This is a genomic window from Olleya sp. UBA1516 (assembly GCF_002323495.1).
Classification (GTDB): Bacteria; Bacteroidota; Bacteroidia; order Flavobacteriales; family Flavobacteriaceae; genus Olleya.
Genome location: NZ_DCQO01000009.1, coordinates 286,858 through 311,544 on the forward strand (window position 1 = coordinate 286,858; position 24,687 = coordinate 311,544).

General features: G+C 31.1%; 28 protein-coding genes and 1 pseudogene. 21 read left to right on the forward strand and 8 right to left on the reverse strand.

The features are described 5' to 3' along the window. Positions 1-2: 2 nt before the first annotated feature. From B2989_RS05475 to B2989_RS05535, 14 genes and pseudogenes are all read left to right on the forward strand, one after another. On the forward strand, positions 3-1,313 hold the full coding sequence (locus B2989_RS05475) for a DEAD/DEAH box helicase (protein ID WP_292945328.1): 1,311 nt from the start codon (positions 3-5) through the stop codon (positions 1,311-1,313). A gap of 195 nt (positions 1,314-1,508) precedes the next feature. After that, the gene (locus B2989_RS15355) at positions 1,509-1,889 is read left to right on the forward strand and encodes a polysaccharide lyase family 7 protein (protein ID WP_348661348.1); all 381 of its coding nucleotides are present in this window, start codon (positions 1,509-1,511) and stop codon (positions 1,887-1,889) included. A gap of 14 nt (positions 1,890-1,903) precedes the next feature. Further along, positions 1,904-2,158: a hypothetical protein gene (locus tag B2989_RS15360; protein WP_348661350.1), complete on the forward strand. Its 255-nt coding sequence runs from the start codon at positions 1,904-1,906 to the stop codon at positions 2,156-2,158. A gap of 15 nt (positions 2,159-2,173) precedes the next feature. Next, positions 2,174-3,703 (forward strand): annotated as a pseudogene (locus B2989_RS05485) (SusC/RagA family TonB-linked outer membrane protein); the annotation flags it as partial. Positions 3,704-3,723: 20 nt separating this feature from the next. After that, positions 3,724-5,154 carry a RagB/SusD family nutrient uptake outer membrane protein gene (locus B2989_RS05490; RefSeq protein ID WP_292945330.1) on the forward strand — a complete coding sequence of 477 codons (1,431 nt, stop codon included), beginning with the start codon at positions 3,724-3,726 and terminating at the stop codon, positions 5,152-5,154. 13 nt (positions 5,155-5,167) lie between these two features. After that, positions 5,168-6,025: a PKD domain-containing protein gene (locus B2989_RS05495; protein ID WP_292945333.1), complete on the forward strand. Its 858-nt coding sequence runs from the start codon at positions 5,168-5,170 to the stop codon at positions 6,023-6,025. A gap of 36 nt (positions 6,026-6,061) precedes the next feature. Next, complete coding sequence (locus B2989_RS05500) at positions 6,062-6,967, forward strand: polysaccharide lyase family 7 protein (RefSeq protein WP_292945336.1); 906 nt, start codon at positions 6,062-6,064, stop codon at positions 6,965-6,967. A 142-nt stretch (positions 6,968-7,109) separates the two neighbouring features. After that, entirely contained in the window at positions 7,110-7,811 is a 702-nt protein-coding gene (locus tag B2989_RS05505) for a FadR/GntR family transcriptional regulator (protein ID WP_145001708.1), read from the forward strand. Positions 7,812-7,950: 139 nt separating this feature from the next. Then, positions 7,951-9,252, forward strand: a complete 1,302-nt coding sequence (locus B2989_RS05510) for an MFS transporter (protein WP_292945341.1) — start codon at positions 7,951-7,953, stop codon at positions 9,250-9,252. A 52-nt stretch (positions 9,253-9,304) separates the two neighbouring features. Beyond that, on the forward strand, positions 9,305-10,069 hold the full coding sequence (locus B2989_RS05515; protein ID WP_145001706.1) for an SDR family NAD(P)-dependent oxidoreductase: 765 nt from the start codon (positions 9,305-9,307) through the stop codon (positions 10,067-10,069). A gap of 127 nt (positions 10,070-10,196) precedes the next feature. Further along, a complete protein-coding gene (locus B2989_RS05520; RefSeq protein ID WP_292945346.1) occupies positions 10,197-11,219 on the forward strand; it encodes a sugar kinase in 1,023 nt (340 codons plus the stop codon). Between the two features lie 11 nt (positions 11,220-11,230). Then, a complete protein-coding gene (locus B2989_RS05525) occupies positions 11,231-11,899 on the forward strand; it encodes a bifunctional 4-hydroxy-2-oxoglutarate aldolase/2-dehydro-3-deoxy-phosphogluconate aldolase (protein WP_145001704.1) in 669 nt (222 codons plus the stop codon). Between the two features lie 79 nt (positions 11,900-11,978). Continuing rightward, positions 11,979-12,851 carry a DMT family transporter gene (locus B2989_RS05530; protein ID WP_292945350.1) on the forward strand — a complete coding sequence of 291 codons (873 nt, stop codon included), beginning with the start codon at positions 11,979-11,981 and terminating at the stop codon, positions 12,849-12,851. Between the two features lie 879 nt (positions 12,852-13,730). Further along, positions 13,731-14,309, forward strand: coding sequence for a Crp/Fnr family transcriptional regulator (locus B2989_RS05535; RefSeq protein ID WP_292945353.1), 579 nt, complete (start codon positions 13,731-13,733; stop codon positions 14,307-14,309). Between the two features lie 38 nt (positions 14,310-14,347). Here B2989_RS05535 and B2989_RS05540 read toward each other — a convergent pair whose 3' ends face one another. From B2989_RS05540 to B2989_RS05565, 6 genes are read right to left on the reverse strand one after another with little or no spacing between them, the layout of a single operon-like run. Next, a complete protein-coding gene (locus B2989_RS05540) occupies positions 14,348-15,199 on the reverse strand; it encodes a DUF5777 family beta-barrel protein (RefSeq protein WP_292945356.1) in 852 nt (283 codons plus the stop codon). A 7-nt stretch (positions 15,200-15,206) separates the two neighbouring features. Next, the gene (locus B2989_RS05545) at positions 15,207-15,557 is read right to left on the reverse strand and encodes a hypothetical protein (RefSeq protein WP_292945359.1); all 351 of its coding nucleotides are present in this window, start codon (positions 15,555-15,557) and stop codon (positions 15,207-15,209) included. A 16-nt stretch (positions 15,558-15,573) separates the two neighbouring features. Then, the gene (locus tag B2989_RS05550; RefSeq protein ID WP_292945362.1) at positions 15,574-16,116 is read right to left on the reverse strand and encodes a YceI family protein; all 543 of its coding nucleotides are present in this window, start codon (positions 16,114-16,116) and stop codon (positions 15,574-15,576) included. 16 nt (positions 16,117-16,132) lie between these two features. Next, positions 16,133-16,495 carry a hypothetical protein gene (locus tag B2989_RS05555; protein ID WP_292945364.1) on the reverse strand — a complete coding sequence of 121 codons (363 nt, stop codon included), beginning with the start codon at positions 16,493-16,495 and terminating at the stop codon, positions 16,133-16,135. Positions 16,496-16,502: 7 nt separating this feature from the next. After that, complete coding sequence (locus B2989_RS05560; RefSeq protein WP_292945367.1) at positions 16,503-17,666, reverse strand: hypothetical protein; 1,164 nt, start codon at positions 17,664-17,666, stop codon at positions 16,503-16,505. Between the two features lie 9 nt (positions 17,667-17,675). After that, complete coding sequence (locus B2989_RS05565; RefSeq protein ID WP_292945370.1) at positions 17,676-18,065, reverse strand: hypothetical protein; 390 nt, start codon at positions 18,063-18,065, stop codon at positions 17,676-17,678. A gap of 159 nt (positions 18,066-18,224) precedes the next feature. On the opposite strand from B2989_RS05565, the gene B2989_RS05570 reads away from it, so the two are divergent. The 7 genes from B2989_RS05570 to B2989_RS05600 all read left to right on the forward strand — a co-directional run bounded on the left by B2989_RS05570 (position 18,225) and on the right by B2989_RS05600 (position 22,119). After that, the gene (locus B2989_RS05570) at positions 18,225-18,533 is read left to right on the forward strand and encodes a DUF6787 family protein (RefSeq protein ID WP_292945373.1); all 309 of its coding nucleotides are present in this window, start codon (positions 18,225-18,227) and stop codon (positions 18,531-18,533) included. A 3-nt stretch (positions 18,534-18,536) separates the two neighbouring features. Continuing rightward, the gene (locus B2989_RS05575) at positions 18,537-18,800 is read left to right on the forward strand and encodes a hypothetical protein (protein WP_292945376.1); all 264 of its coding nucleotides are present in this window, start codon (positions 18,537-18,539) and stop codon (positions 18,798-18,800) included. 1 nt (position 18,801) lies between these two features. Beyond that, a complete protein-coding gene (locus B2989_RS05580; protein WP_292945379.1) occupies positions 18,802-19,041 on the forward strand; it encodes a hypothetical protein in 240 nt (79 codons plus the stop codon). Between the two features lie 83 nt (positions 19,042-19,124). Further along, positions 19,125-19,499, forward strand: coding sequence for a DUF2147 domain-containing protein (locus tag B2989_RS05585; RefSeq protein ID WP_292945382.1), 375 nt, complete (start codon positions 19,125-19,127; stop codon positions 19,497-19,499). A gap of 12 nt (positions 19,500-19,511) precedes the next feature. Continuing rightward, complete coding sequence (locus tag B2989_RS05590) at positions 19,512-19,838, forward strand: DMT family transporter (RefSeq protein ID WP_292945385.1); 327 nt, start codon at positions 19,512-19,514, stop codon at positions 19,836-19,838. An 11-nt stretch (positions 19,839-19,849) separates the two neighbouring features. Next, positions 19,850-21,046, forward strand: a complete 1,197-nt coding sequence (locus B2989_RS05595; protein WP_292945388.1) for an aromatic ring-hydroxylating oxygenase subunit alpha — start codon at positions 19,850-19,852, stop codon at positions 21,044-21,046. Beyond that, entirely contained in the window at positions 21,046-22,119 is a 1,074-nt protein-coding gene (locus tag B2989_RS05600) for a ferredoxin--NADP reductase (RefSeq protein ID WP_292945391.1), read from the forward strand. Before B2989_RS05595 ends, B2989_RS05600 begins: the two co-directional genes overlap by 1 nt. A gap of 595 nt (positions 22,120-22,714) precedes the next feature. Here B2989_RS05600 and B2989_RS05605 read toward each other — a convergent pair. Together B2989_RS05605 and B2989_RS05610 are read right to left on the reverse strand one after the other, a co-directional pair. Next, positions 22,715-23,314 carry a TetR/AcrR family transcriptional regulator gene (locus B2989_RS05605; protein WP_292945394.1) on the reverse strand — a complete coding sequence of 200 codons (600 nt, stop codon included), beginning with the start codon at positions 23,312-23,314 and terminating at the stop codon, positions 22,715-22,717. A gap of 12 nt (positions 23,315-23,326) precedes the next feature. Then, entirely contained in the window at positions 23,327-24,604 is a 1,278-nt protein-coding gene (locus B2989_RS05610) for a TolC family protein (RefSeq protein WP_292945397.1), read from the reverse strand. Positions 24,605-24,687: the final 83 nt, after the last annotated feature.

Here is a 24,687-nt window from a genome sequence, read left to right on the forward strand (position 1 = left end):
CCATGAGTAGCTATTTAAAAGTACAGCAAGATATTTTAGATAAATTAAATATCAAGGCACTTAATCCAATGCAGGAAGAAGCTTTGTTATCTATTACAAATGCTGAAAACACAGTGTTATTATCGCCAACAGGAACTGGTAAAACACTAGCCTTTTTATTGCCTACCATTACTGCATTAAATACAGATTGTAAAAATGTACAATTACTAATATTAGTACCTTCAAGAGAATTAGCAATTCAAATAGAACAGGTTATTCGCACTATGGGAACCGGTTTTAAAGCAAATGCTGTTTATGGAGGTAGACATTTTAGTAAAGATAAAATCGACTTAGCGCATACACCTGCGATTTTAATAGGTACTCCTGGTCGTGTGGCTGATCACTTAAGACGTGAAACCTTTATAGTGGATGATATAAACACGTTTGTTTTAGACGAATTTGATAAGTCTTTAGAAGTAGGCTTTGAAAAGGAAATGAGTGAAATAATAGCTAGTTTGCCTCATATTAAAAAAAGGATTCTAACATCAGCAACTCAAGACATGGAAATTCCGCGTTTTGTAGGTCTTGAAAACGAATTGATTATTGATTATTCTGATACTAAAGTTTCAAATTTAGAAATCAAGCAAGTTTTGTCTCCAGATAAAAATAAGCTTCAAACGTTAGTAGATTTATTACATGATATAGGTAATAAACCAGGTATTATATTTTGTAATTATAAAGACACTATACAATTTGTAAGCGACTTTTTAACTAAAAATAATATTGGACATGGTTGTTTTCAAGGTGGCATGGAGCAAATTGATAGAGAACGAGCATTAATTAAATTTAGAAACGGTACACATCAAATTATAATCGCCACAGATCTTGCAGCACGTGGTTTAGATATTCCTGAATTAAATTACATTATTCACTATCAATTACCTTTAAAGGCAGAAGAGTTTACACATCGTAATGGTCGTACTGCACGTATGAATGCAGAAGGGACATCTTATGTTATACAATGGGAAGGAGAGCGCCTTCCGGATTTTATTAAATTTGATGATACAGTAACGCCAAGAGGAACGGTAAATACTTTAGCTACAGATTGGGTTACACTATTTATTTCTGGAGGACGTAAAGATAAAATCTCTAAAGGAGATGTAGCAGGTGTGTTGTTTAAACAATGTAATCTAGATAAATCCGAAATTGGAATTATAGAACTTAAACAAGATTGTGTGTTTGTAGCTGTGCCAAAAACAAAAGCAACTATTATTATCGATACAATTAATAACACAAGATTAAAAAAGAAAAAGGTAAGAGTGTACACTATTTAATTATTACACTTAGTTTTAATCTATAATTATATATGATTTAACTTAAATTTATTACTACTTATTGTTTAATCAATTTAAAGGCTAATAATTAACAATTTATTAATAAAACCGTTAAAAATTTTAATATTAATATAAAACGTTTATATTTGGTAAACCAGTTTGGTAAACCAATTTCTAATTTTTTATATTTTTATAATGAAATTCGCTTTTTCTTCAACCGCATTTGTATTAAAAACAGCTTTGTTTTTAAGTTTATGGATGTCTTGTTCATCGGTTGATAATCCAGAGGATAACAATACGTCGACTACTATTGGTCAAATTCTGGATACTGAAAATAGCACACCCATAATAGACTTTACAAATTGGAAATTAACTTTACCAGTCGATTTAAATAATAATGGTTCTCCAGACGAGTTTCAACCAAATCAATTAGTAGGTTTTGGTTATCAAAATATAACAGCTATTCAACCATATTTATATGATGATACTTCAGACAATAGTTTAGTGTTTTATTCTATTCCTGATGTTTCAACCTCAAATACAATCCAAATAATGCTAAGCAAAATTGGTCTTTAAACGATGGAGGCGAAATGATTGGAAGATTGCAAGTGGTATCTATTTCAGAAGATGCAGATACTAGTGCAAATTTTCATAAGGTAATCGTAATGCAGATTCATGGTATAATTTCCGAAGAGGATATGGCTATTCATGGATTTTCTTCTAATAATGGACCTCCTTTAATTAAAATATATTGGAAAGATGGTTACATATGGTCACATAAAAAATCATTAATAGACCAAACAACTTCTGGTGATGCACTTCTAGAAACTTCAAGTGCTACATGATCAGATAACACTTTATCATATTCTAAAGATTTTGGAAACCATGAGTTTGATTTCCTTGCAGGTTTTACAGTTCAAAACAGAAGAATTGAAAACAGTGCAGTAGAAGGTTCTGGTTATACTAATGACTTAATTAAAAATCTTAATGCAGCAACTACTATTGCTAGCTACGGAGAATATAATATCGAAAAAAATAAAATCGGTTATTTTGGAAGGGTAAACTATGCATATAACGACAAGTATTTGTTATCAGCGTCATTTAGACGTGATGCAAGTTCTGTATTTGGAGCAAGTACAAAATGGGGTAATTTCCCAGCATTATCTTTAGGTTGGAATGTATCTAACGAAGATTTTTTAAGCGAAAGCGATGTTGTAAACAACTTAAAATTAAGAGTAAGTTACGGTCTTACAGGTAATGAAAACTTTGATACAGGAAGTGATCTTACAGATTGGTACGCATACTTATCTTTATTAAACGACTCAAATGCTATTATAGATGGTAACGTTACTACAGGTTTTTCTCCAGCTAATATTGCAAACGCAGAGTTAAGATGGGAAGCTTCAAAAGAATTTAATCCAGGTATCGACTTTGGATTATTTAACAACAAAATTAGTGGTTCTTTAGATTATTATAAAAGAACAAGTAATGACTTATTGTTAAACAACCCAGTATCTTACACGACAGGTTTTTCTGAAGGTATTGTAAACTTAGGAGAAGTTGTAAATAGTGGTTTTGAATTAGAGTTTAGAACAAAAAATATTTCGACAGAAAACTTTAGATGGAACACAACTTTAATCGCTTCAACAAACAAAAATGAATTAACTGATTATGGTGATTCAAATGGTGCAACTCCAGAAGATACATTTGGTAGAAACTCACAATGGATAAACCTAGTAGGTAACCCAATATCATCTTTTTATGGTTATGTAGTAGATACAGAATTAGCAAACCAATACTGGGAGTCTCCATACTTCCCAATTAATGGACAATCACAAGATGTAATTGTAAAAGATTTAAATGGTGATGGTTTAATTACAGAAGAAGATAAAGCTATCTTAGGTAATCCTTATCCAGAATTAGTTTGGAGTTTAACTAATGAGTTTAGTTATGATCAATTTGATTTTTCATTCATGGTTCAAGGTAGTCATGGTGCAGAAGTTAAAAACATTGGAGACCAATATTTTGCTACACATTGGCAAGGTGCAACGACTAGTCCGCAAGAAGTAGTGGATGCAGGAATTATTCCAGATGCTTCATTTTTACAAGAAAGAGTATTAACAGATGACGTGGTACAAAGTGCATCTTACTTTTCTTTAAGAAACATCAACTTAGGTTATACTTTACCAGATGACATAACAGAAAGAATTGGTTTATCTAAATTAAGAGTTTATGCTACTGCTCAAAACTTATTATACATTACGTCTAGTGAGTATAATGGATTTAACCCAGAGTTTGTAGATGATGACACACCAACACAATATGGTGCACAAAGAGCAGGAACACCTATTTTTAAAACTATCTCTTTTGGTTTAAACGTAGACTTTTAATTAAAAAAAACATATAAATTATGAAACATATAAAATATATAGCGGTCTTAGTTTCAGGAATGATGTTATTTTCTTGTAACGATGATTTTCTAAACCCAACGCCAGACTCAGTAGTAGTAGTTGATCAGTTTTTTAATAACGATGACGATGTACTTGCTGGAATTATCGGAATTTACGATGCTATTCAAGGCGTAAATGAAGATACCGAAACTAACTCTTCAAATTATAATAGAGGTGTACAGTTTGAATATCTTTTAACAGAAATGAGAACTGATAATACTAGATCTGCTACAACAGAAGGATCTAAAGCAGATTTTCATAGATATTTAGTAGATGCAAATAATGTGGAAGTAGAGGATTACTATGCTAGTTCTTACGAAATCATTTTTAGAGCAAATACTGTTTTAAATTATATTGAAAAAGCAGATGCAGCAAATAGAGCATCTTACACAGCTGAAGCTAAATTTTTAAGAGCATACGCTTACTTTAACCTAGTACGTTTATTTAGTGATGTACCATTAATTACATCTGTAGTTGGTCCAGAAGAAACAGATGTACTTTTTACAAGAGTTAGTACTTCAACTATTTACACTGTTATAATTGAAGACCTACAAGAAGCAATATTAAATTTAAATAGTACTTATAAGTCAAGAGCATCTACTGCAGCTGCACAAGCATTATTAGCTAAAGTATATTTAACTAAACAATCACCAGATTATTTAGGCGCTCAACAATTATGCGAATCAATAATACAAAGCATGCAATTTTCATTAATGCCAAACTTTCATGATGTGTATTATTCAGAATTAAACGATGAAATACTATTTGCAATTGGTTATGTAGCAGGTAACACTGCAGAGAGTCAAGGATTTTCATCAGAGTTTACAACATCTGTTGGTAGACAAGATGGATTAAATGTAATTAATGATAATTTAATTGCGGACTTCGGACTTTATGGAGGAGATAGAACAGCAGAATCTTACATTACTGTTGGTTCTTTCTACGAAGTAGCTAAATTTTTTCCTAATGGTTTTGGATTAGCAGATAATTATGGTCCAAATCCACGTCAAGCAGGAAACGATTGGATTGTATCACGTTATGCAGATGTATTATTAATGCATGTAGAAGCTATTATGGCAGGTGGTGCGCAAACAACAGTACAAGCAGCAAGAGATTCTTTTAACGAAGTTAGATTAAGAGCTAATATGCCAACGATAGATGCTCCAGATGCGATAACTAAACAAGATTTAATTAATGAAAGACGTGTAGAATTGGCTTTTGAAAACCATAGATTCTTTGATTTAGTAAGATTTGGAATTGCAAACTCAGTATTAAGTGCACATGCTACAGAGATGGACTACACTTTTAATACAAGAGATTTATTACTACCTATTCCAGCTAGAGAAATTAATATAAGTAATGGACTTTTAAGTCAAAACCCAGGATATTAAAACATAAAAAAATATGAAAAACAAAGTTAATATTATTCGTACGACTACGTTTTTACTTGTAAGCATGATAATGTCATTCACTTTTACAAGTTGCGAAGATCAATTTGAGTTTGAGTTACCAGACGCTAATTCAAAAGTAGACACTGTTTTACCAACTGCAAATTTTACATATGCAGCAGATATAGATGATTTTAAAAAGATTTATTTCTCTGATTTATCATCAGAATCTACAATGTATTTGTGGGATTTTGGTGGAGGTGTAACAACAACGGATCAAGATCCTACTTATACATTTGAAGCAGGAGAAGGGACTTATCCAGTTACTTTAACAACAAGTGACGCTAATGGTGCATCAGACACAGTAACAATAGATGTTGTGGTGTTTGAACCAGAAGAGCCTTTAGCTATCATACCTGTTATTTTAGAACCAAGTTTTGAGGATAATACATTACCTGATGGTTCAGGAGATGGTCGTGATTCTTGGAAAAACTCTAACTTAGGTGGTGTAATTCAAATTAATACAAGTAGCTCTGTTCCAGATGGTGGACAAGCAGCTAAATTTCCGGGAGCAGGAGACAGAATTGGTTATCAAGAAATTGAAGTATCTCCAAACACAGATTACGTGATTTCTTACTCATATAGACTAGAAGCTGCTGGTGGATCATGTACAGTTGCAATACTTGCAGGTGGAGGATTTACTACTCAAGCTGAAACAGATGCAGCAATCTTACAATCTTTTACAGGATCTGCAGAAGCTTACACGCCAGTAAACATTATGTTTAATTCTGGTGCTAATAACACAGTAAGTATTTACATCACAAATCAAGGTGAAGAGGCTAGAGTAGATAATTTTACAGCCGATTTACAATAATTAATAACATTCAATAAAAATTAAAGACTGAAACTTATGCGTATAAAACTTAAATTAATAGTCTTGTTTGTTTTTGTTTCAGTCTTCAATGCTAACTGTCAATCTAATAAGGTTGTTACAGAGTCTAAAGTTGAATCAAAAAAGAAGAAGAAAAAAAAGAAAAGAAATAGATATAAACTACCAAACATAGATTTAACCCATTGGAAAGTAACAACTCCTGCTGGTGATGGTAAAAAGCCACAAGAAGTGTCTCCACCAGAAATTATGGATTATGCTACAAATGAATCGTTAAAACCTTATATGTATAATGATTCTACAAAAGGAGCAATTGTTTTTTATGCATTTCCAAGTAGCGCAACCACTGCAAATACTAAATACTCTAGGTCAGAACTAAGAGAGCAAATGGTATCTGGAGAGAATAATGTTAATTGGACATTCAAGCAAGGTGGTTATATGAAAGGAAAATTAGCAATAGATGATATTTCTAAAGATAGTGATGGTAAATATCATCGCACTATCATTATGCAAATTCATGGTAGATTAACTAATGAACAAAGAGATTTAATAGGAGAGAAAGATAATAATGCACCACCAATTCTTAAAATTTATTGGGACAAAGGAAAAATTAGAGTAAAAACAAAAGTCCTTAAAAACTTAGATGCAACAGAAGAAGAAATGTTACATGAAGATGCTTGGGATGATGACGAAGGATTTAATTTTGAGCAAGAAGTAGGATTCAAAAAATTTACTTTAGAAGTGGAAGTTTCTGACGGAAAAATGGTGGTTATTTTAAATGAAAACGAATACAAAGTTTACGAAGATATCCACATGAAAAAATGGGGTGTTTTTGAAAACTATTTTAAAGCAGGAAACTATTTGCAAACCAGAGATGAAGGGGCTTTTGCAAAAGTTAGATATTATGATTTAGAAGTCAAACACTAAAAATATTTGATTAGTCTTGTTGTTAAGTTAGGCTTTATAGGTCATAAAAAAGACCTTAAAGTTTAGCTTAATAATTAAATAAAAGTCTACTCAGAATTCTTAAATTTGACATGAAAAGTTAAATAAATAAAATGTTATTTATATGAAATTGGAAATCCTTACAAAAAACGAAAATTTTAATATTCAGAAGACAATAATTGCTAACATCAGAGATTTAATTAATAAAAAAAATCTTGAACCTGGAGATAAATTGCCAGCTGAACGAATGTTATCAGAAATGTTTGAAGTTTCTAGAAGTAGTGTAAGGGAAGCCATTCAAAAATTAGAATTTTATGGTCTGTTAAAATCAATTCCGCAAAGCGGAACATTTGTAGCAAATATTGGAGTCATAGCACTTAATGGTATGATAGAAGATATTTTAAGATTAGAGGATCCTGATTTTAAATCGTTAGTCGAAACCCGAATTTTGTTAGAATTAAAAACGGTTAGATTAGCAGCTTTAAGACGTACAGATGAAGATTTAGAAAAAATGAAATCTGCCTTAGATGCTTATAAAAATAAAGTAATTAATAAAGAAGATGCAGTTCAAGAAGATTTGTTATTTCACTTAGCTATTGCAAGAGCTAGTAGAAATAGTACAATGAATACTTTTATGTTAATCATCACTCCAGAAATAATTACAAATTTTGAAAAGTATCATGTTTGTGATAAAAATCTATCTCAAACAGCTATTAAAGAACACGAATTAATTTTTGAAGCAATTAAAAATCAAGACCCAATTGAAGCTAAACAAGCAATGAAAAATCACTTTAACGAACTGTATAAATACTGTTATAACTTATAAAATAAACAGATGATAATTTAAGATCGTTAATTCTCAAATTATTTTCAATCAAAAACAATATAAATTAAGTTAATCAACTGATAATGAGTAGTTACTTGTTATTCGGTTTAGACTTTTATTTTTTTAAATTAAAAAAAACATGAAATTAAAAGGACTTAGATGGTGGGTAGTTGGACTTGTAGCTTTGGCTGCAGTTGTTAACTACATAGACAGACAAGCTTTTGGAGCACTTTGGCCTGAAATTGCTAAAGATCTATTTCCAGACATGGATCAAGATGGACATAAGTTAATATTTGGAACGATATCAACAGTTTTTATATTATCATATGCTGGTGGTCAGGCATTGTTTGGTAAAATCTTTGATTGGATTGGTACCAGAATGGGATTTGCACTTTCAATAGGTGTGTGGTCTATAGCAACTATGTTTCATGCATTTGCACAAGGTATGCTAAGTTTTTCAATTTTTAGATCAATATTAGGTTTAGCTGAAGCCGGTAATTGGCCAGGAGCAGCTAAAGCAAATGCAGAGTGGTTTCCTACTAAAGAGCGTGCTTTAGCACAAGGCGTATTTAATTCTGGAGCTGCAATTGGAGGTATTGTAGCCTATCCTGTTATAGGATTATTATCTGCTTATTTAGAGTGGAAAGCTATATTTATAGTTGTAGGTGCTCTTGGATTATTATGGTTAATCCCTTGGTTATACATTGTAAAGTCAGGACCAAAAACACATCCATGGTTATCTGAGGATGAAAGAAAATACATTCTTTCTGGACAAAAAAATCAAGACTTAGATGAAGACGGAAATTACGATGATGGTTATGTACCAACAACTGCACAACTTCTTAAACATAAAGAAAGTTGGGGAGTAATTATTGCATCAGCAGCATTAGATCCTATATGGTGGTTATTTATAGTATGGATACCAATTTATTTATCTGAAGTCTTTGGATTAAACGTTAAAGAAATCGCATTTTCTGCTTGGTTACCTTACGTTGGTGCTATGATTGGTGCTTGGGCTGGTGGTCTGATAGCGCAAAATAGATTAACAGCAGGTTGGTCAGTGGATAAAACTAGAAAAATGGTAATTACATTAGGATGTTTGATTATGATTCCTTGTTTCTTTTTACTTAAAGCACCAGGATCTGCTACAACTGCAGTAATTATAATGGCAGTGTTACTTTTTGGATTTCAAATAGCAATCGGAAATATCCAAACGTTACCTAGTGATATGTTTGGAGGAAAAATAGTAGGAACATTATCAGGTTTTGCTGGTATGGCTGCAAAATTAGGTGCTGCAGGATTAACTCTTTTAGTAACGTTTATAACAACAGGAGGTAATTATACTCCCGCTTTTTTAATAGGAGGCGCTTTAGCAATAATTGCATTATTGGCTATTTGGATATTATGTCCTAAAATAGAACCTTTAAAACCCAGTAATTAATTAAGCATATAGATTTTTAAATATAGAATAACAACAATAAAAACAATTAGAAATGAGTAATACAAACGGAAAAGTAGCTATAGTAACAGGAGCCACAGGTGGAATTGGTTTTGAAGTAGCAAAACGATTAGGAAAAGATGGCTATACTGTAATCTTAAACGGTATTGATGATGCAGCTGGAGCTGAAAAACTAAAAGAATTAGTAGGTTTAGGTATCACTGCAGAATATTACGGTTTTGATGTTACAAGTGAAGCCCAAGTAACAGAAAACATCGTTAAAATTGGAGAAAAATATGGTCGTATTGATGTACTTGTTAATAATGCAGGTGGATTAGGTGGTCGTTCTAGATTTGAAGAAATGACAACTGAGTTTTACAGGAACGTAATGGCATTAAACTTAGACTCTGTATTTTTTGCTTCTAGAGCTGCAATTCCTTTTCTTAAAAAAGGAGAACATCCTTCAATAATAAACTATACATCAAATGCAGGATGGACTGCAGGTGGACCAGGAGCAGGAATTTATGGTACGTCTAAAGCAGGTGTGCATGCCATTACAAGAGCATTAGCTAAAGATTTAGCAGAATACGGAATACGTGTTAATGCTGTATCTCCAGGTACAATTGATACACCTTTTCATGCACAAATTAAAGCGACTAAGCCAGAAGTATTTGCATCTTGGGCAAATAATATTATGTTAGGTAGATTAGGTCAGCCAGAAGATGTAGCAGGTGTAATTTCATTCTTAGCAAGTAAGGATGCTTCATTTATCACAGCAGAAACTATCCAAATTGGTGGTGGTCAAGCATTAGGTATTTAATAACCTAAATTTATAAAGTCAGATTGTTTTGTTTAGTCAATTGATTATCTTCACGGTAATACAATAGATTTAAGCAAAACAATCTGGCTTTTAATACAATTAATAGAATAGTAATCAAATTTATAAAATGAGTAAAATTGTCACATTCGGAGAAATAATGCTTAGACTTTCAACAGAACGTCATTTGCGGTTTTCTCAAGCAAAAACATTTGCTGCCTCTTATGGTGGTGGAGAATTTAATGTAGCAGTATCATTAGCAAATTATGGTATTCCTGTTGAATTTGTAACCCGATTACCTGATAACGAAATTGGCGCTTGTGCACTTAAAGAGATGCGCAAATTTAATGTCGATTCTAAAAACATAATTTATGGAGGTGATCGTCTAGGTATTTATTATTTAGAAACTGGAGCAGGTACACGTGGTAGTAATGTGGTTTATGATAGAGCTCACAGTTCTATGTCAACTATTCAAACTGGATCCATAGATTGGGAAGCGGTCTTAAAAGATGCGACTTGGTTTCATTGGAGTGGTATTACACCTGCAATATCTCAATCTGCTGCAGATGAGTGTTTAATCGCCTTAAAAGTTGCTAATAAATTAGGGATTACAATTTCTTCAGATTTAAATTATAGATCCAAATTATGGCAATATGGTAAGACTCCAGATCAAATCATGCCAGAACTTTTAAAATATAGTGATGTAATTTTAGGCGATATTGATACTGCATTTTTTATGTTAGGTAAAGATAAAGTAGACCCTAATTATCAAAACGAAAAATCGTTGCCAGCTTTATACGACCAATTATTTAAATTATGTCCTAATTTAAAAACTGTAGCGACTACATTAAGATATTCGGTTAGTGCATCGCACCAACGTATTGGAGGCGTATTATATGACGGAAAAACAATTTATAATGCAGATGTTAAAGAGGTAACTCCTGTTGTAGATAGGGTAGGAAGTGGAGATGCATTTATGGGTGGATTAATTTATGGTTTAGTAAATGACGATACAGATAAACAAAAAGCATTAAATATAGCAGTAGCAGCTTGCTGTTTAAAACATACTATTTCTGGTGACCTTAATTTAGTAACACTTAGTGACATAGAAAAATTATTAAGTGGTGATTCATCAGGAAAAGTTTCAAGATAAAAAACAATAACATGGCACAATATTCAAGAATAGAAGTTGCATCAGTAATGCAAAAGACAGGCTTAGTTCCTTTATTTTATAATGAAGACATAGAAGTCAGTAAAAAAATATTAAAAGCATGTTACGATGGTGGTGCAAGACTTTTAGAGTTTACAAGTAGAGGAGACTTTGCTTTTGAAACCTTTGCAGCACTAAACAAATATGCTATTGCTAATTTACCTGGAATGATTTTAGGTGTTGGCTCAATTACAGATGCTGCAGCTGCATCATTATATATGCAATTAGGAGCAAATTTTATTGTAACACCAGTATTAAGAGAGGATATTGCTTTAGTATGCAATCGCAGAAAAGTATTATGGTCTGCAGGTTGTGCAACATTAACAGAAATAGCTAGAGCAGAAGAGTTAGGTTGTGAAATAGTAAAATTATTTCCTGGTAATGCTTACAATCCAAGTTATGTAAAAGCAATAAAAGGACCATGTAGTTGGACTAGTATTATGCCAACTGGAGGAGTAGAACCTACACAACAAAGTTTAGAATCTTGGTTTAATGCAGGAGTAACGTGTGTTGGTATAGGCTCAAAACTAATAGCAAAAGATAAAGATGGTAACTATGATTTAGACACCATTACTAACCTTACAAAAACAGCAATTAATATTATTAAAACGCTTAAAAAGTAAAGTTTTACTACCTATAAATTTAGCATTTACAAGTATATTTGCACTATAAAGCAGCTTCTAAACAGGCTGCTTTTAATATATGACTAAATATGAAAGTCTAAATAATAAAAGTATGCAAAAAAAAGCAATATTTTATATGACTATCAGTGCATTAGGATTTGCACTATTAAATGTTTTAGTCAAACAATCTAGCCATTTTAATGTAAATCAAGTGGTATTTTTTAGATCCATTGGGACCTTATTTTTTACTGTTCCGTTTTTACTAAAAAACAAGATAAATTTTTTAGGAAATAAAAAAGGTTTATTAATTGCTAGAGGAGTAGTTGGCTGTATTGCTATGACATTATTTTTTATGTCTCTTAATCATCTATCCATGGGATCTGCAGTATCCATTAGGTATATTTCTCCCATATTTGCAGCTTTTTTTGCAATATTTTTACTAAAAGAACATATCAAATACTTTCAATGGATATGTTTTTTTATAGCCTTTATGGGAGTTGTTATATTAAAAGGATTTGATAATAATATTGATACTTTAGGCTTGTTATATGCATTATTATCTGCTGTTTTTACTGGATTAGTTTATATTATAATCCGTAAAATTGGAAGCCATGATCATCCCATAGTTGTAGTAAATTATTTTATGATTATTTCTGCAATCATTGGAGGCCTGTTAAGTATAAACCATTGGACAAATCCACAAGGTATGGAATGGATTTTACTGCTAAGCTTAGGAATCTTTGGTTATTTTGGACAACTATACATGACTAAAGCTTTACAAAATGCCGAAATTAATCAAGTTGCACCTTTAAAATATATTGAAGTTGTATTTACAATGATAATTGGAGCCATTTGGTTACAAGAAATCTATACGCTAATTAGCTTAGTTGGTATAATTTTAATTATTCTGGGTTTAACTTTAAATATTGTTTTAAAAACGAAATTTAAATAAAGTATTCTATTTACAGTTTATAGTATAAAAATTAACTTCATAGAATATTACTTTTTAATTTGAGCAATTGATTTATAGTATATAGTTTCATAATTCCGAATAAAACTATTTATCATGTATTTTAACAATAGAAGATGTTATGAAATATTCTATTTTACATAATATAAATTATAATACAAATGTTCATTATATTGTTTAAGCAGTTGTTTCCATTTGATAGCTATAATGTAGTATTATGTAAAATATCCCAGAAGCATTTGTTTTCATAAGATTAATTGTTACTTGGGTCATTATACTAATAAGCGGTTTGCTTCGCAGCGTTTAAAAACATTTGTAGCTATAATTAGACGTTATGTAAATTATCCATCGCTTGCCAACGCCAAAAAAGCAAAACCTTTTAGTTTCTAATTAAATGTAGAAATTGCATTGATATCCTCGTTGTAAAAAATCTCATTAACATTTAGTAAGCTTCACGCAACAGTATAAAATTTTCCAACGACATCATCCTCGCTTTAAAATTTCTATACAATTGCTCGTTTAGTCTTTCCATTAAACTTTTCTAAATAGTAACTATCAATATTATGTAAAATAGCATTTATACTTTTGAGCTTTCAATCTTTTCATTCTTATCTTTTTTTTCTTGATAAAAAAAGATACAAAAATATCAAGACTGAATATAATTTTGGAAACAATTACGTTTCGTTTCACTATATTTTAGGAAGCATTGTAACTTGTCAAGACTGTTTTTGAAATTCATTGCAAAATTAAAACTCTTAAGAAACGATATTTCTAAACCCCTAAAATATTACGTTGCACTCTCCCATTGTTTTACCAAAATTTTATGAGGTCATTTCAAACAGACTTTCATATTTTTGATTTATGGAAGAATTTATAAAATATATAAAACAATATATCAACCTTTCTATTGAAGCTGAAAAAGACATTTTTAATTTAGCTTTACTTGAAAATGCGAGCAAAGGACATTTATTATTGAAAGAAGGTAAAACCTGCGAGCGTTTGTACTTTATAGAAAAAGGGACAGTAAGAACCTATCATTATCAAGATGCTAAAGATATTACCTACTGGATATATCCAGAAAATTCAATGATCACCTCATGGCATAGTTATATTTTAAGAAAACCTGCATCTGAATATATTGAAACCACAGAAGATTCTATTTTAATTTCATTGTCTTATAATCAATGGCAAGAACTGTATTTAAAATATCCAATTTTAGAACGATTTGGTAGATTAATTTTAGAAGAACAAATGGCGTTAATTGATGATTTTTTTAAGGGTTATTACTTTTTATCGGCTAAAGAAAAATACGCTTTGTTAACTTCTGCTTTTCCAACAATTACGCAACGTGCAAATCTTGGACATATAGCCTCTATGCTAGGCATTTCTCAAGAAACTTTAAGTAGAATTAGGGGAAATAAAAAAGGCTTGCATAATTAATGCAAGCCTTATTCTAATAGAATAGTTAGGGATTCTAATTAAAATACTCTTACAATATTAAACCCAAAAAACACATCTTCAAACCACTTTCCTTCTGCATTGCTAATAAATCCTGGTTCGTTAGTAGATTGCGCATTCGAGAATAATAACTGAAAAACGTGTCCGCCAGTTTCAATATCCAACCCAAAAGTTAATGGATTGTTATAAATAGAGTTTTTGTGTCTGCTAAAATTGTATACATAATCTACGTTTACAGACATGCGCTTACTTACTTTTAAACGTCCGCCAGCACCTAAAGCTATTTGATTGTGTTTCTGAAAAGGTTCTAAAACCAAGTTTTGTCTGACATAGGTTGGTGCTAATTCAAAAGAAAAATGATTACTAAATCGTCTAGAAACTAATAACTGTGTCGCATAAGTCATTCTATCTCCAAATTCTAATAATGGGTATTGTTCCTTTCTTAAATCTGTTCTAATATTTGCTGTTGCATATCCAACAATGTTGACTGGAAAATCTTTAGATTGCCCGATTATTTTTGCTTTTATATGCGATGAATATGTTTTTCTTATCGATTCTCTTGCTAATCCTATTTGAACACCATCATAAATACCATATACCAATTGAATTTTAGTGTTGGCATTATCGAAACCAAAAAAAGTGGTTAAACCATCCTTTAGCGTGCCAAAACGATGCGAAACATACATATACATATCGCCTTTTGCTGCAACTTTAGTAGATTGTAAATTTCCAATTTTCATAGCTTTAAAAGCAGGTTGCTCGTAAGATTCTTCTTTGGTTTCTTGTTCTAATTCATTTAATAAATCTTCTTGAGCAATTAAAGTGTTTATGCCTAGAAATGTTATGGATATTGCTAATAAATAATACTTCATTAATTCTCTATTTTATAATGGTTTGGTCTAATTTTATTTCTTCTAAAAGGTCGTCATAGCCTATCATTCTTGCTTTAATAGTAATGATTTTCCCTTTCTGTAATGTTGATATTGCTTTGCTATGTTCTAATTGGCAATATATATTGTTGTTCAGGGTAATGCCTTTAATATCTATTTGGGTGATTATTCCTGTTAATTCAACAACTACGTCTTGCCATTTAACATCATCGGTTTTAACTTTTTCTGAAAAATCTTCAGCAGAACCTGAAAATGCTACGGTTTTCTCAGCTAAAGATGGATGTGGTTTGTAGGTGTATTTATAAGCAGAATACCCTCCCAGAACAAGGATGAAAAACAAGAATATTAGAATAAATTTATTTTTTTTCAACAAGCTCATAATGAAGATTTAGGTTTATCGATTTTGCAATTTTATCACGAACAATACCAGGTATTTTAATATCGAATTCTTCTGGTTTCACAGTTAAATTTGAAGTAATAACTATTTTATTATGCTGTTTTTTTAACTTAGCCACAGTAGCAATTAATTTATCCTTTCCGCGTATAGTTAAAGTACCTTTCAATTGAAATTCTTTATCTTCAGAAGACAAATGCTTCATATTAAAATCGATAAGCTGCCCTTTAAAAGTTGCTTTTGGAAACTTATCAGAATCCATATAATTTTCATTAAAATGCTCTTGCATTAAGGCTATTTCAAAATGAAATGCTTTTACAAAAAGTAGTGCGGCAATGGCACCTGTTTCTGTATTTAAAATTACTGTGGTACTCTCATTTTTTGCTTCAATAGGTTCAAAAGTATCAACCGAAGCTTTAAATGTGGTTAATCCCGTTTTGGTGAAGTGTTTTTGTGCTGTTGCCATATTTGAAACAAAAAGCACAAGTATTAATATATATTTCATAGTATAAATTTTAGTTTTAATTTTCAGGAAGGTTATCTATAATCCACTTATCTATTATTTGAAGTGTTTGTGGTGATAATGTACCACTTGGTGGCATTGGGTTTGTAGCACTATTCATTCTAGCAACCAAATTTCCTTGTGCTGCAGAATATCTTGTATTTTGATAATTAGACAAATCTAGTCCTGCATTAGGTGCTGGACCAGCATGACAAGTAATGCAATTATTGGTCATTATGGATTTAATATCTGTTTGATATGTAACCGTTTTATTAATTGGTGGCAATGTATTTTTATTACCTTTATCAATAACAGCGGTAGTACAACTTTGAATTCCTAAAACAAGTGCTAGCAATACAATTTTGAATATATTTTTATACATTTTTAGTTTAGTTTTGAATTGTTATATTATCAATTGTTATTTGTTGTTCTCCTAAAGGTTCTATAGTAATCATGCGTTGTGTGTGAGTTATATCACCTTCAGAAATAGAAAAATCACCATCCGTATCTGCAACAACAGTTACATAGTAAGTACCAGGATGCATATAGGTCATTAAAAACTGATTTTCTTCAATAGACAGTATTGGGTAATGTAAAGCGGTATTATAAGCACCAAGATTTGATGTGAAATAGCCATTTGCATCAGTAAAAGGATCTCTTGATAAAAACAGCAATAAACTTTGATTGGTTGGTATCGTTCCTCGCTCAATATCTACTTGCAAATAGCCTAGTTGTGGATGGTCTGTTATGATATAAGGGTCACCCGATTGTGGTGCTAATTCAAAAATATTATTGGTTTCTTGTACAGCTAAAAATGTGGCAGAATTGGCTTCGGTTAATCCTTCCTTTACATACAAATAATCTGTGTTAAATCCATTGGCGAAATCTAGACCAGTATCAACTATATTTTGAGGGTAACCAGTAGCAGTAGCAGCAGTTTCTGCTAATTCCAAATGCATTCGTTTACCTTTAAAGGTCATATGTCTATTAGGAAGTCTATTTCCTAAACCACTAGTGTAAGAGTTAAAATATAAGCTATCTGTACTATTTGGAAAGCGTAATTCCATGTACATAATACCATCACCTCCAATGGCATCGACTAATCTATAATAACGACCGTTATTTCTATTTTCAACTTTATCTAAAACAAAGTAACTGGTTCTATAAATGCCGTTTAGTAAACCACCATTTCTGGCCATAATGGTTCGTTTTCCTTTAAAATTGGTAACAAAGAAAGAAGTCAATAAATTACCTGCCGAGCCACCTTCATGAATACCAAAGGTGTGTGATGGAGAAATGGCTCTATAATCCCAAGCAAAAAATGGGTACTCGTCATTAATTACTAAGTTATTGCCAACCCAATGTCCTTGCATTTTTTCCATAAAATCAAACCCATCTATATTGATATCCACAGGAATAACTTCGGTTGTTTCAGGTGGAGTAACCTCTCCTCCATTTGGTCCTGAGATATTTCGAATATCCTCTGTAGAACACCCTATAATTAATGCTGATAAAACAGCAGTAAAACTTAAAAATTGAATCGTTTTTTTCATGTATTATTGTTATTTATTAATTCTAATCCAAACCTCTTTTAATGGTTTATTTCTTAAATATGTAATAACTTCTAGGGTATCTTTATGTAAACTCTGAAGTTCAATATTTGGTTTTATTTCATTGGTTTTTGTTGCACCAGAAACTGCGTCTACATATCCATTATTAGATGGTTTTAAGTTTTCAAAAACATAAAATGTGTTCTTATCTTCTTTTCTTAAAATGGTAGTACCATCGTTATAATACAGTACTTTCGCCTTAATAGAATCGTTCTCGTTAATTATGGAATATGTAGCTTTATAATAGTTGCTTTTTACTTGCCATACTCCTAGTAACTCCGGTGCACTTTTAGAGCAGGAGAAGGTGATAATTAATAGAATTGCACATACTTGTTTTTTCATTGTTTTGTTTCTTAGGGCAAATCTATTGTGAGGATAGATGTTTTTTTTTGACCTATGTCAAAATCATATTTTGATGTGTAATTTTGGTTTTTTTGATATAAGTCAAATCCAAATTTTAAAAGAGCTTATAGATTTGCAGCATCTAAAAAAATATAGAATATGAATAAATTAATGACACGATGGAATATTGAAAAACCTTGGCAACTTATAGTTATCTTTTTTGTTTTTTCCATTACAGGTTCTTCATCCATAGCCATAGGAAGGCCAATTTTAAAGTTTATAGGAATCACTTTAGAAAACCTAAATGCTTTTATGTATTACCCTCTTTTTATTGTTTTAAGTTTTATTTTCTACCAACTATTTTTAGTATTATACGGATGGATATTCGGTCAGTTTCATTTTTTCTGGACTATGGAGAAAAAAATGCTAAACAGATTTGGTATAACCTTTAATAATGTAAAATCGTAATACATGAAAAAAACTATTAAATGGCGAACTATAATTGCGCTTATTCTAATGTATATAGCAATGCTTATGAATTTGACTTGGGCTTGGGGAATTTTATTTTTGCTTTGGGTAGTTCCAGACATACGAACAGGAATCACCTATTTTATTGAACCTGTCGAAAAAAAGGAAAGTCCGCTACTCTATTGGATAATTATTGTAAGTTGGGTTTTAATGGCTGCATATTCCATTTCTACATTGTTTATAGATTATAATCAATTCTATTATTAATATGAAAAAGTGGAAAACCATAATAGCCCTATTATTAATGGCTTTCGCTATTATTTTAGACTGGAATTGGTTTTGGGCCATTTTTATATTTCTTGGTTTAATTCATGTTATACAAAGTGGCGAAATACATTTTGTAGAATCAGTAACTAAAAATGAAACACCAAAACTATATTGGTTTATGGTTGTTATTTGGGCTGTATTAGCATTATACTCTATAGCAGACTACTTAGCTGTTTTTTGATTTATGTCAAAAATAAAACCTAAAAACTCTAGCACCTTTGTACACGTTAAAATCAAAAAACCATGAAATATTTTAAATTAATATTGACACTTCTTTTCTTAGCACTCACATTTAATTCTTGTGCACAAGACCATAAAATCGTGGGTGTTTGGGATGTTAAAAATGATTACTATCAAGCTATTTATGAAATAGTAGAAAACGACAAGAAGTTCTTCGGAAAAGTACATTACTATAATGATGGTAGCACAGAATATAAAGGCGATAAGAAAAAAGAAGATTATTTCTTAACAGACATAGAATTTAAAGACGGAAAATATATAAATGGAAAAATGTATTTACCAGATGGCAGTTTTTACAAGGTGGTTTTTACTTTGAAAAATGAAAATACTTTGGAAGCATTAATGACTGTTGAAAAACAACCGTACACAGAAACTTGGACAAGAAATACAACAGATTAAAACAGATTACTTATGAAATGGATGTATTTATTAGCTTCAATAGCTTTTGAAGTTTTAGGAACAACAGCTATGAAAATGGCTTCGCAAGGTGGTAAATATGCTACCTACTGGACAATTACAGTATGGGTAGCTTATATTATATGTTTTGGCTTATTGCAATATGCAATGAAATATTTTGAGTTAGGAACCGTATATGCTATTTGGTCTGGAATTGGAATTTCTATCTTGGCTATAATTGGATATTTTGTTTTTGGTGATAGTTTTTCAGCATTAAAAATTGGCTCTATTGCATTAATTATTATTGGTATTGTTGGATTAAACATGAGTGGTGCTCATTAAATTTTAAAATTATGAAAAAACAAAATATGATGCACGAACTTCCGGTAGATGCATACACATCTCAAGAATGGTATAATTTAGAACAAAAACACATTTTTAGTAAAACTTGGCAATTTGCAGGTTTTGTTGAGGATGTTGCAAATCCTGGAGATTACATTTCTGTACAAGCTGGATTAAATAATATTTTCATTGTAAAAGGTAGAGATAATCGTTTGCGTGCTTTTCATAATATGTGTCGCCATAGAGGTACACAATTATTACGCGCAGTTGGTAAAGGTCAAAAAGCAATAACCTGCCCATATCATGATTGGACTTATAATTTAGAAGGAAAACTAGTTAGTATACCGAAAAAAGAAGAAGAATTTCCAGATTTATGTAATAAAGAATTACACGAATGTGGACTTAATCTTCACGAAGCATCTGTAGATATTTTTAAAGGTATGTTATTTGTACATCCAGAAAAAGATGCGCCGAATATTATGACGTTTTTTGGAGAAGTAGAACCATATCTTGGCCCACATATTCCAGAGGAATTAATTGAATATCAAGAAAAAAAGGGCGAGCCTTTTTACACCAAAGAAATTAATGCCAACTGGAAAATTATAGTCGAAAACTATATCGATCAATATCACCTAGCACATTTACATGAAGGCACCTTAAATATGTATGATCATGCTAAAGCAGAATTTGGTTGGGCAGGACCACATTATCATTTTTATGAACCTTTAGTTCCTGAATATTTAGCTGACGTAAAGAATGCATCACCTTTTCCATTAATAGATAAAATGCCAGAAGATAAAATGGGCGCTTATGTGCCTTGGTTATTTCCTAATATAGGCATTACAGAAAGTGAAAGTGCTTGGAATACATTTCACGCTATTCCATTAGCACCAGATAGAACCTTGGTGGTAATTCGTTCAAAAACAATGAATGTTAGCGAATGGGAATATACCAAACAATACACAAAATCTATGACTAGTAAAGTTTGGAAAACCATAGGCAATAAAGGTAAATATGAAGGAGATGCAAGTGACCCAATGGCATCAGGAGATTTTATGGCAGAAGATGTTTATGCTTGCGAACAACAGCAAAAGTCTTTAAGTTCACCACTATTTAGTGTTGGTGCTCAAGCAAAAAAAGGAGAATTTGCTGTAAGTAAGTTTCAAAGTATAGTAAAAGAATGGATTGAAAAACAAACAAATAAATAATGGCTAATTTTCATCAACTAAAAGTACTTGAAGTTAAAAAAGAAACGAAACATGCAACATCTATTGCATTTGATGTTCCTATGGAATTGTATGAAACCTTTAACTATAAACCAGGTCAATATTTAACTTTAAAATTTAATATTAATGGAGAAGAAGTACGTCGTTCATACTCATTGTGTAGTTCGCCTGCTTTGGAAGAACCATTAAGAGTTGGTGTAAAACGAGTAAAAGATGGGTTAGTCTCCAACCATATAAACGATAACATAAAAGTTGGTGATTTGGTTGACGTAATGCCTCCAGATGGACGTTTTTTTGCGGATGTAAAGAAAGACAATTACAAGACATATTATCTGTTTTCAGCAGGAAGTGGGATTACGCCTATTTTGTCCATTCTTCGAACTGTATTATTTACTGAAGCGCGCAGTTATGTCTATATGATTTATGGAAATAGAACTGAAGAATCTATTATGTTTAAACAAGAATTAGATGCGCTACAAGAAAAATATGGAGATCGATTTATTTTAGAATATACTTTAAGTCGTCCAAAAAGTAGTTGGAGTGATTTATGGAAAACTTCAAACGAGCATATTTTTAGAAAAGGACGTGTAGATGCAGAAGCGGTAAAATGGTTTATAAATGAATATCCTCTTTATGCCCAAAACACTGAATATTACATTTGTGGCCCAGGAACTATGATTGAGAATACTAAAAAAGCATTAAAGACTATTGATGTTCCAGACGAACGCATATTTATTGAAAGTTTTGGTGCTAATGCTTCAAAGGATACTACAGAAGCTTTTGAAAATGCAAAATTAACTGCAAATCTTAATGGAGAAACTATTCAAGTCTCTATTCCTAAAGGGAAAACTGTTTTAAGAACGCTTATTGATGCAGGAAAAAAACCGCCTTATTCCTGTGAAGGTGGTGTTTGTTCTACTTGTATGTGTAAACTAAAATCTGGTAAAATACACATGAAAAATAATCTGGCATTAACTGACAAAGAAGTTGAACAAGGTTATATTTTAAGTTGTCAGAGTATTCCATTAACAGAGAGCATTGAAATTGAGTATTAGTAATTATTATTCCCATTCCACACACATTCCACTACTCTCCTATCGTCGTTTCGTAAAAAGAGTGTTCCATTAACTTTTTAAAGAATCCTTTTGAAGAGAATTTTTTGAGAAAACTATTGTTATGTAACTTTGCTTTACCCAAGCAAAGTTACATAACGCAGAACATTATAGTACATTTTATAACAATTAGCGAATAGCACTTTTTCGTGCTATTTTACATAGTTGCAGATATAATGTCTTTAGACTTATATCGATAGATAAATCGACTTCAGGAGATTCACGAACTCCAATTTATTTAAATATAAAATCGTGAGTAATTATGTCAAGCTAATTGTGGCTTCGTTATTATAATCTTGATGTGTAACTATAATTCTATATAATGTAAAATATCCCAGAATGGTCAGTTTTCATTATAATAATTTCTACTTGGGTTTAGAAACATTTTATTTTACATTTCTTATAAATTTAATATTCTGTAATTATTCAAGTTTTTTTAAATACGCGATTTATGAGATTGTTCAGAATTTCATTTTTATAATAATATTAGTCATTATTTAATATTCTTGATATGAATTACTAAACTTTACTTTATAAATCAATTGTCTTGTAGTTTATTCAAAACCTCTAATCCTTTTATAGAAACAACTCTGTACATAAATAGAGAGTTTAAAAAACAGATAGCATTTTGACTTGTTTGTGCATCGAAAGAAAAATCTGATGTAAAAATTATTTTTGAAATATTGTCAAACGAGGAGCAAATTTCCTTTGTATTTATTTCATTTTTATACAACCCTTGTATTATACCTTTTTCTATATTACGAAGTATAAACGGTATTATAATTTCGTCTTTATATCTAAATAGCTCTAAGTATTTATTTGGATAGTATTTTTTTATTTCATGACCATAAATTGGAGCAATAATTAATGAAACTCCGTTTACATACTTAAAAAACGAGTGCAATTCTTCTAAGGCATTATTAGAGTTTGCACTCGCTTGTTTTAAATTTGCTATTAATTCTTCTACTTGTAATTTTATGGTTTCATTTAATAAATCACTCTTATTTTTATAATGCTTGTAAATAGTGTTTTTTGATATACCACATTTATTGGCAATATCGTCCATACTGATATTTTGAATACCAAAGCTAAAAAACAGCGCTTTGGTTACTTCTAAAATGTAACTTTTTACTTGCATTATAAAACGGTTTTATTTTAATTCACCAATAGCTTTTTTGTAGTTTGCTTTACTTATTTGTTGTACAGCTTTTGCATCTATAACCTCAGAATAGGCTTGTTGCCACAACACTTGTGCTTCTAAAACATCTTTACCAACAACGGTTCCTGCATCAAAACGATCTTGATATAAACGTAAATTTTCATCGGCTTGTGCTAAAGATTCTTTAGTAACTTCTACACGCTTAATGGCTTGTTGTAATTCTAAGTAAGCATTTTCTATTTGAATTATAATTAACTCTTGTGTATCTTCTAATTCTAGTTGCTTTGCTTCAGTTTTAAAATTTTGCTCTTTTACTTTTTGCTTTCTACTTCCCCAATCAAACACAGGAATATTAACGTTTAACATGCCATAATAAGAGGTAAAATCGTTACTTGCATCTGTAAAGTTAATTTGATCTCCTGCAGCATAAAGTCCACTTACATTAAACGAAATGGTTGGTTTTCTATCTGATTCTAACACTTTGGCTTGTAAGCTTTCAATTTCTACAGCATTAGTTAACATTTTAATTTCTGGTCGTTTTGCTACAGCTTCATTTGCATTTATTTTATCTGAAAGTATAGTGTTATCATCCAAATTTTCATCAACTATAAAATTTGAATTTTCAAGACCTATTAACTGTGCCATTCTTAATTTTAAAATGGATAGATTATCGTTTGCTGTTATTAAATCCAATGCTGCTTGATTGAGTTGCACTTGCACTTGAAGTACATCGTTTTTGTAAATTAATCCTGCATCAAAAGCGTTGGTTAAATCTTGTAATAAAGCAGTTAAAAGTTCTTGATATTTAGTAGCTAAATCTACTTTTGCACTAACATTAATAATTTGCCAATAAGTAGTTTCTACATCTAAAATAACTTCTGCTTCGGTAAGTTCTTTTTGAGAGCTGTAAAGATCTACAGCTGTAGTACTTATTTTCTTAACAGTGTTTATTTTTCCACCAGCATAAATAACTTGTGTAACACCTAATGATGCAGAAGCTTGATTCTCTGGCAATAACGCACTCAATGGTTCACCAACATGAATACCCATTGCACTCGCATCTACAAAAGGTTTATCAGACGTATAAGCAGAGGCTTTTGCTGCTTTGGCTGCTTCTATATTTTGTATTGCTATTTTGGTGTTTTTATTATTTTTTCTAGCTAAAGTTTTAGCTTGTTCCAAAGATAGAATTTGCTCTTGGGCTTGTATACTCTGCAAAGAGAAAGCGATTATAAACGCCAAAGACAATATAAATTTATATGTTTTCATTATGTTAATTATAAAATGACTATAGTGCTACCACTTCTCGTTTAGGGAATAAATTGCTATTAATCAATGGAAGCAGTAGCCTA

Bases quoted from the DNA above. Each gene is read 5' to 3' on its own strand.
- B2989_RS05525 (WP_145001704.1), top strand. From the start codon at position 11,231: ATGGCACAATATTCAAGAATAGAAGTTGCATCAGTAATGCAAAAGACA.
- B2989_RS05590 (WP_292945385.1), top strand. From the start codon at position 19,512: ATGAAATGGATGTATTTATTAGCTTCAATAGCTTTTGAAGTTTTAGGA.
- B2989_RS05520 (WP_292945346.1), top strand. From the start codon at position 10,197: ATGAGTAAAATTGTCACATTCGGAGAAATAATGCTTAGACTTTCAACA.
- B2989_RS05600 (WP_292945391.1), top strand. From the start codon at position 21,046: ATGGCTAATTTTCATCAACTAAAAGTACTTGAAGTTAAAAAAGAAACG.
- B2989_RS05570 (WP_292945373.1), top strand. From the start codon at position 18,225: ATGAATAAATTAATGACACGATGGAATATTGAAAAACCTTGGCAACTT.
- B2989_RS05565 (WP_292945370.1), bottom strand. From the start codon at position 18,065: ATGAAAAAACAAGTATGTGCAATTCTATTAATTATCACCTTCTCCTGC.
- B2989_RS15355 (WP_348661348.1), top strand. From the start codon at position 1,509: ATGAAATTCGCTTTTTCTTCAACCGCATTTGTATTAAAAACAGCTTTG.
- B2989_RS05560 (WP_292945367.1), bottom strand. From the start codon at position 17,666: ATGAAAAAAACGATTCAATTTTTAAGTTTTACTGCTGTTTTATCAGCA.
- B2989_RS05540 (WP_292945356.1), bottom strand. From the start codon at position 15,199: ATGAAGTATTATTTATTAGCAATATCCATAACATTTCTAGGCATAAAC.
- B2989_RS05605 (WP_292945394.1), bottom strand. From the start codon at position 23,314: ATGCAAGTAAAAAGTTACATTTTAGAAGTAACCAAAGCGCTGTTTTTT.
- B2989_RS05575 (WP_292945376.1), top strand. From the start codon at position 18,537: ATGAAAAAAACTATTAAATGGCGAACTATAATTGCGCTTATTCTAATG.
- B2989_RS05580 (WP_292945379.1), top strand. From the start codon at position 18,802: ATGAAAAAGTGGAAAACCATAATAGCCCTATTATTAATGGCTTTCGCT.
- B2989_RS05550 (WP_292945362.1), bottom strand. From the start codon at position 16,116: ATGAAATATATATTAATACTTGTGCTTTTTGTTTCAAATATGGCAACA.
- B2989_RS05535 (WP_292945353.1), top strand. From the start codon at position 13,731: ATGGAAGAATTTATAAAATATATAAAACAATATATCAACCTTTCTATT.
- B2989_RS05475 (WP_292945328.1), top strand. From the start codon at position 3: ATGAGTAGCTATTTAAAAGTACAGCAAGATATTTTAGATAAATTAAAT.
- B2989_RS05505 (WP_145001708.1), top strand. From the start codon at position 7,110: ATGAAATTGGAAATCCTTACAAAAAACGAAAATTTTAATATTCAGAAG.
- B2989_RS05510 (WP_292945341.1), top strand. From the start codon at position 7,951: ATGAAATTAAAAGGACTTAGATGGTGGGTAGTTGGACTTGTAGCTTTG.
- B2989_RS05610 (WP_292945397.1), bottom strand. From the start codon at position 24,604: ATGAAAACATATAAATTTATATTGTCTTTGGCGTTTATAATCGCTTTC.
- B2989_RS05500 (WP_292945336.1), top strand. From the start codon at position 6,062: ATGCGTATAAAACTTAAATTAATAGTCTTGTTTGTTTTTGTTTCAGTC.
- B2989_RS05495 (WP_292945333.1), top strand. From the start codon at position 5,168: ATGAAAAACAAAGTTAATATTATTCGTACGACTACGTTTTTACTTGTA.
- B2989_RS05490 (WP_292945330.1), top strand. From the start codon at position 3,724: ATGAAACATATAAAATATATAGCGGTCTTAGTTTCAGGAATGATGTTA.
- B2989_RS05515 (WP_145001706.1), top strand. From the start codon at position 9,305: ATGAGTAATACAAACGGAAAAGTAGCTATAGTAACAGGAGCCACAGGT.
- B2989_RS05595 (WP_292945388.1), top strand. From the start codon at position 19,850: ATGAAAAAACAAAATATGATGCACGAACTTCCGGTAGATGCATACACA.
- B2989_RS15360 (WP_348661350.1), top strand. From the start codon at position 1,904: ATGATTGGAAGATTGCAAGTGGTATCTATTTCAGAAGATGCAGATACT.
- B2989_RS05555 (WP_292945364.1), bottom strand. From the start codon at position 16,495: ATGTATAAAAATATATTCAAAATTGTATTGCTAGCACTTGTTTTAGGA.
- B2989_RS05530 (WP_292945350.1), top strand. From the start codon at position 11,979: ATGACTAAATATGAAAGTCTAAATAATAAAAGTATGCAAAAAAAAGCA.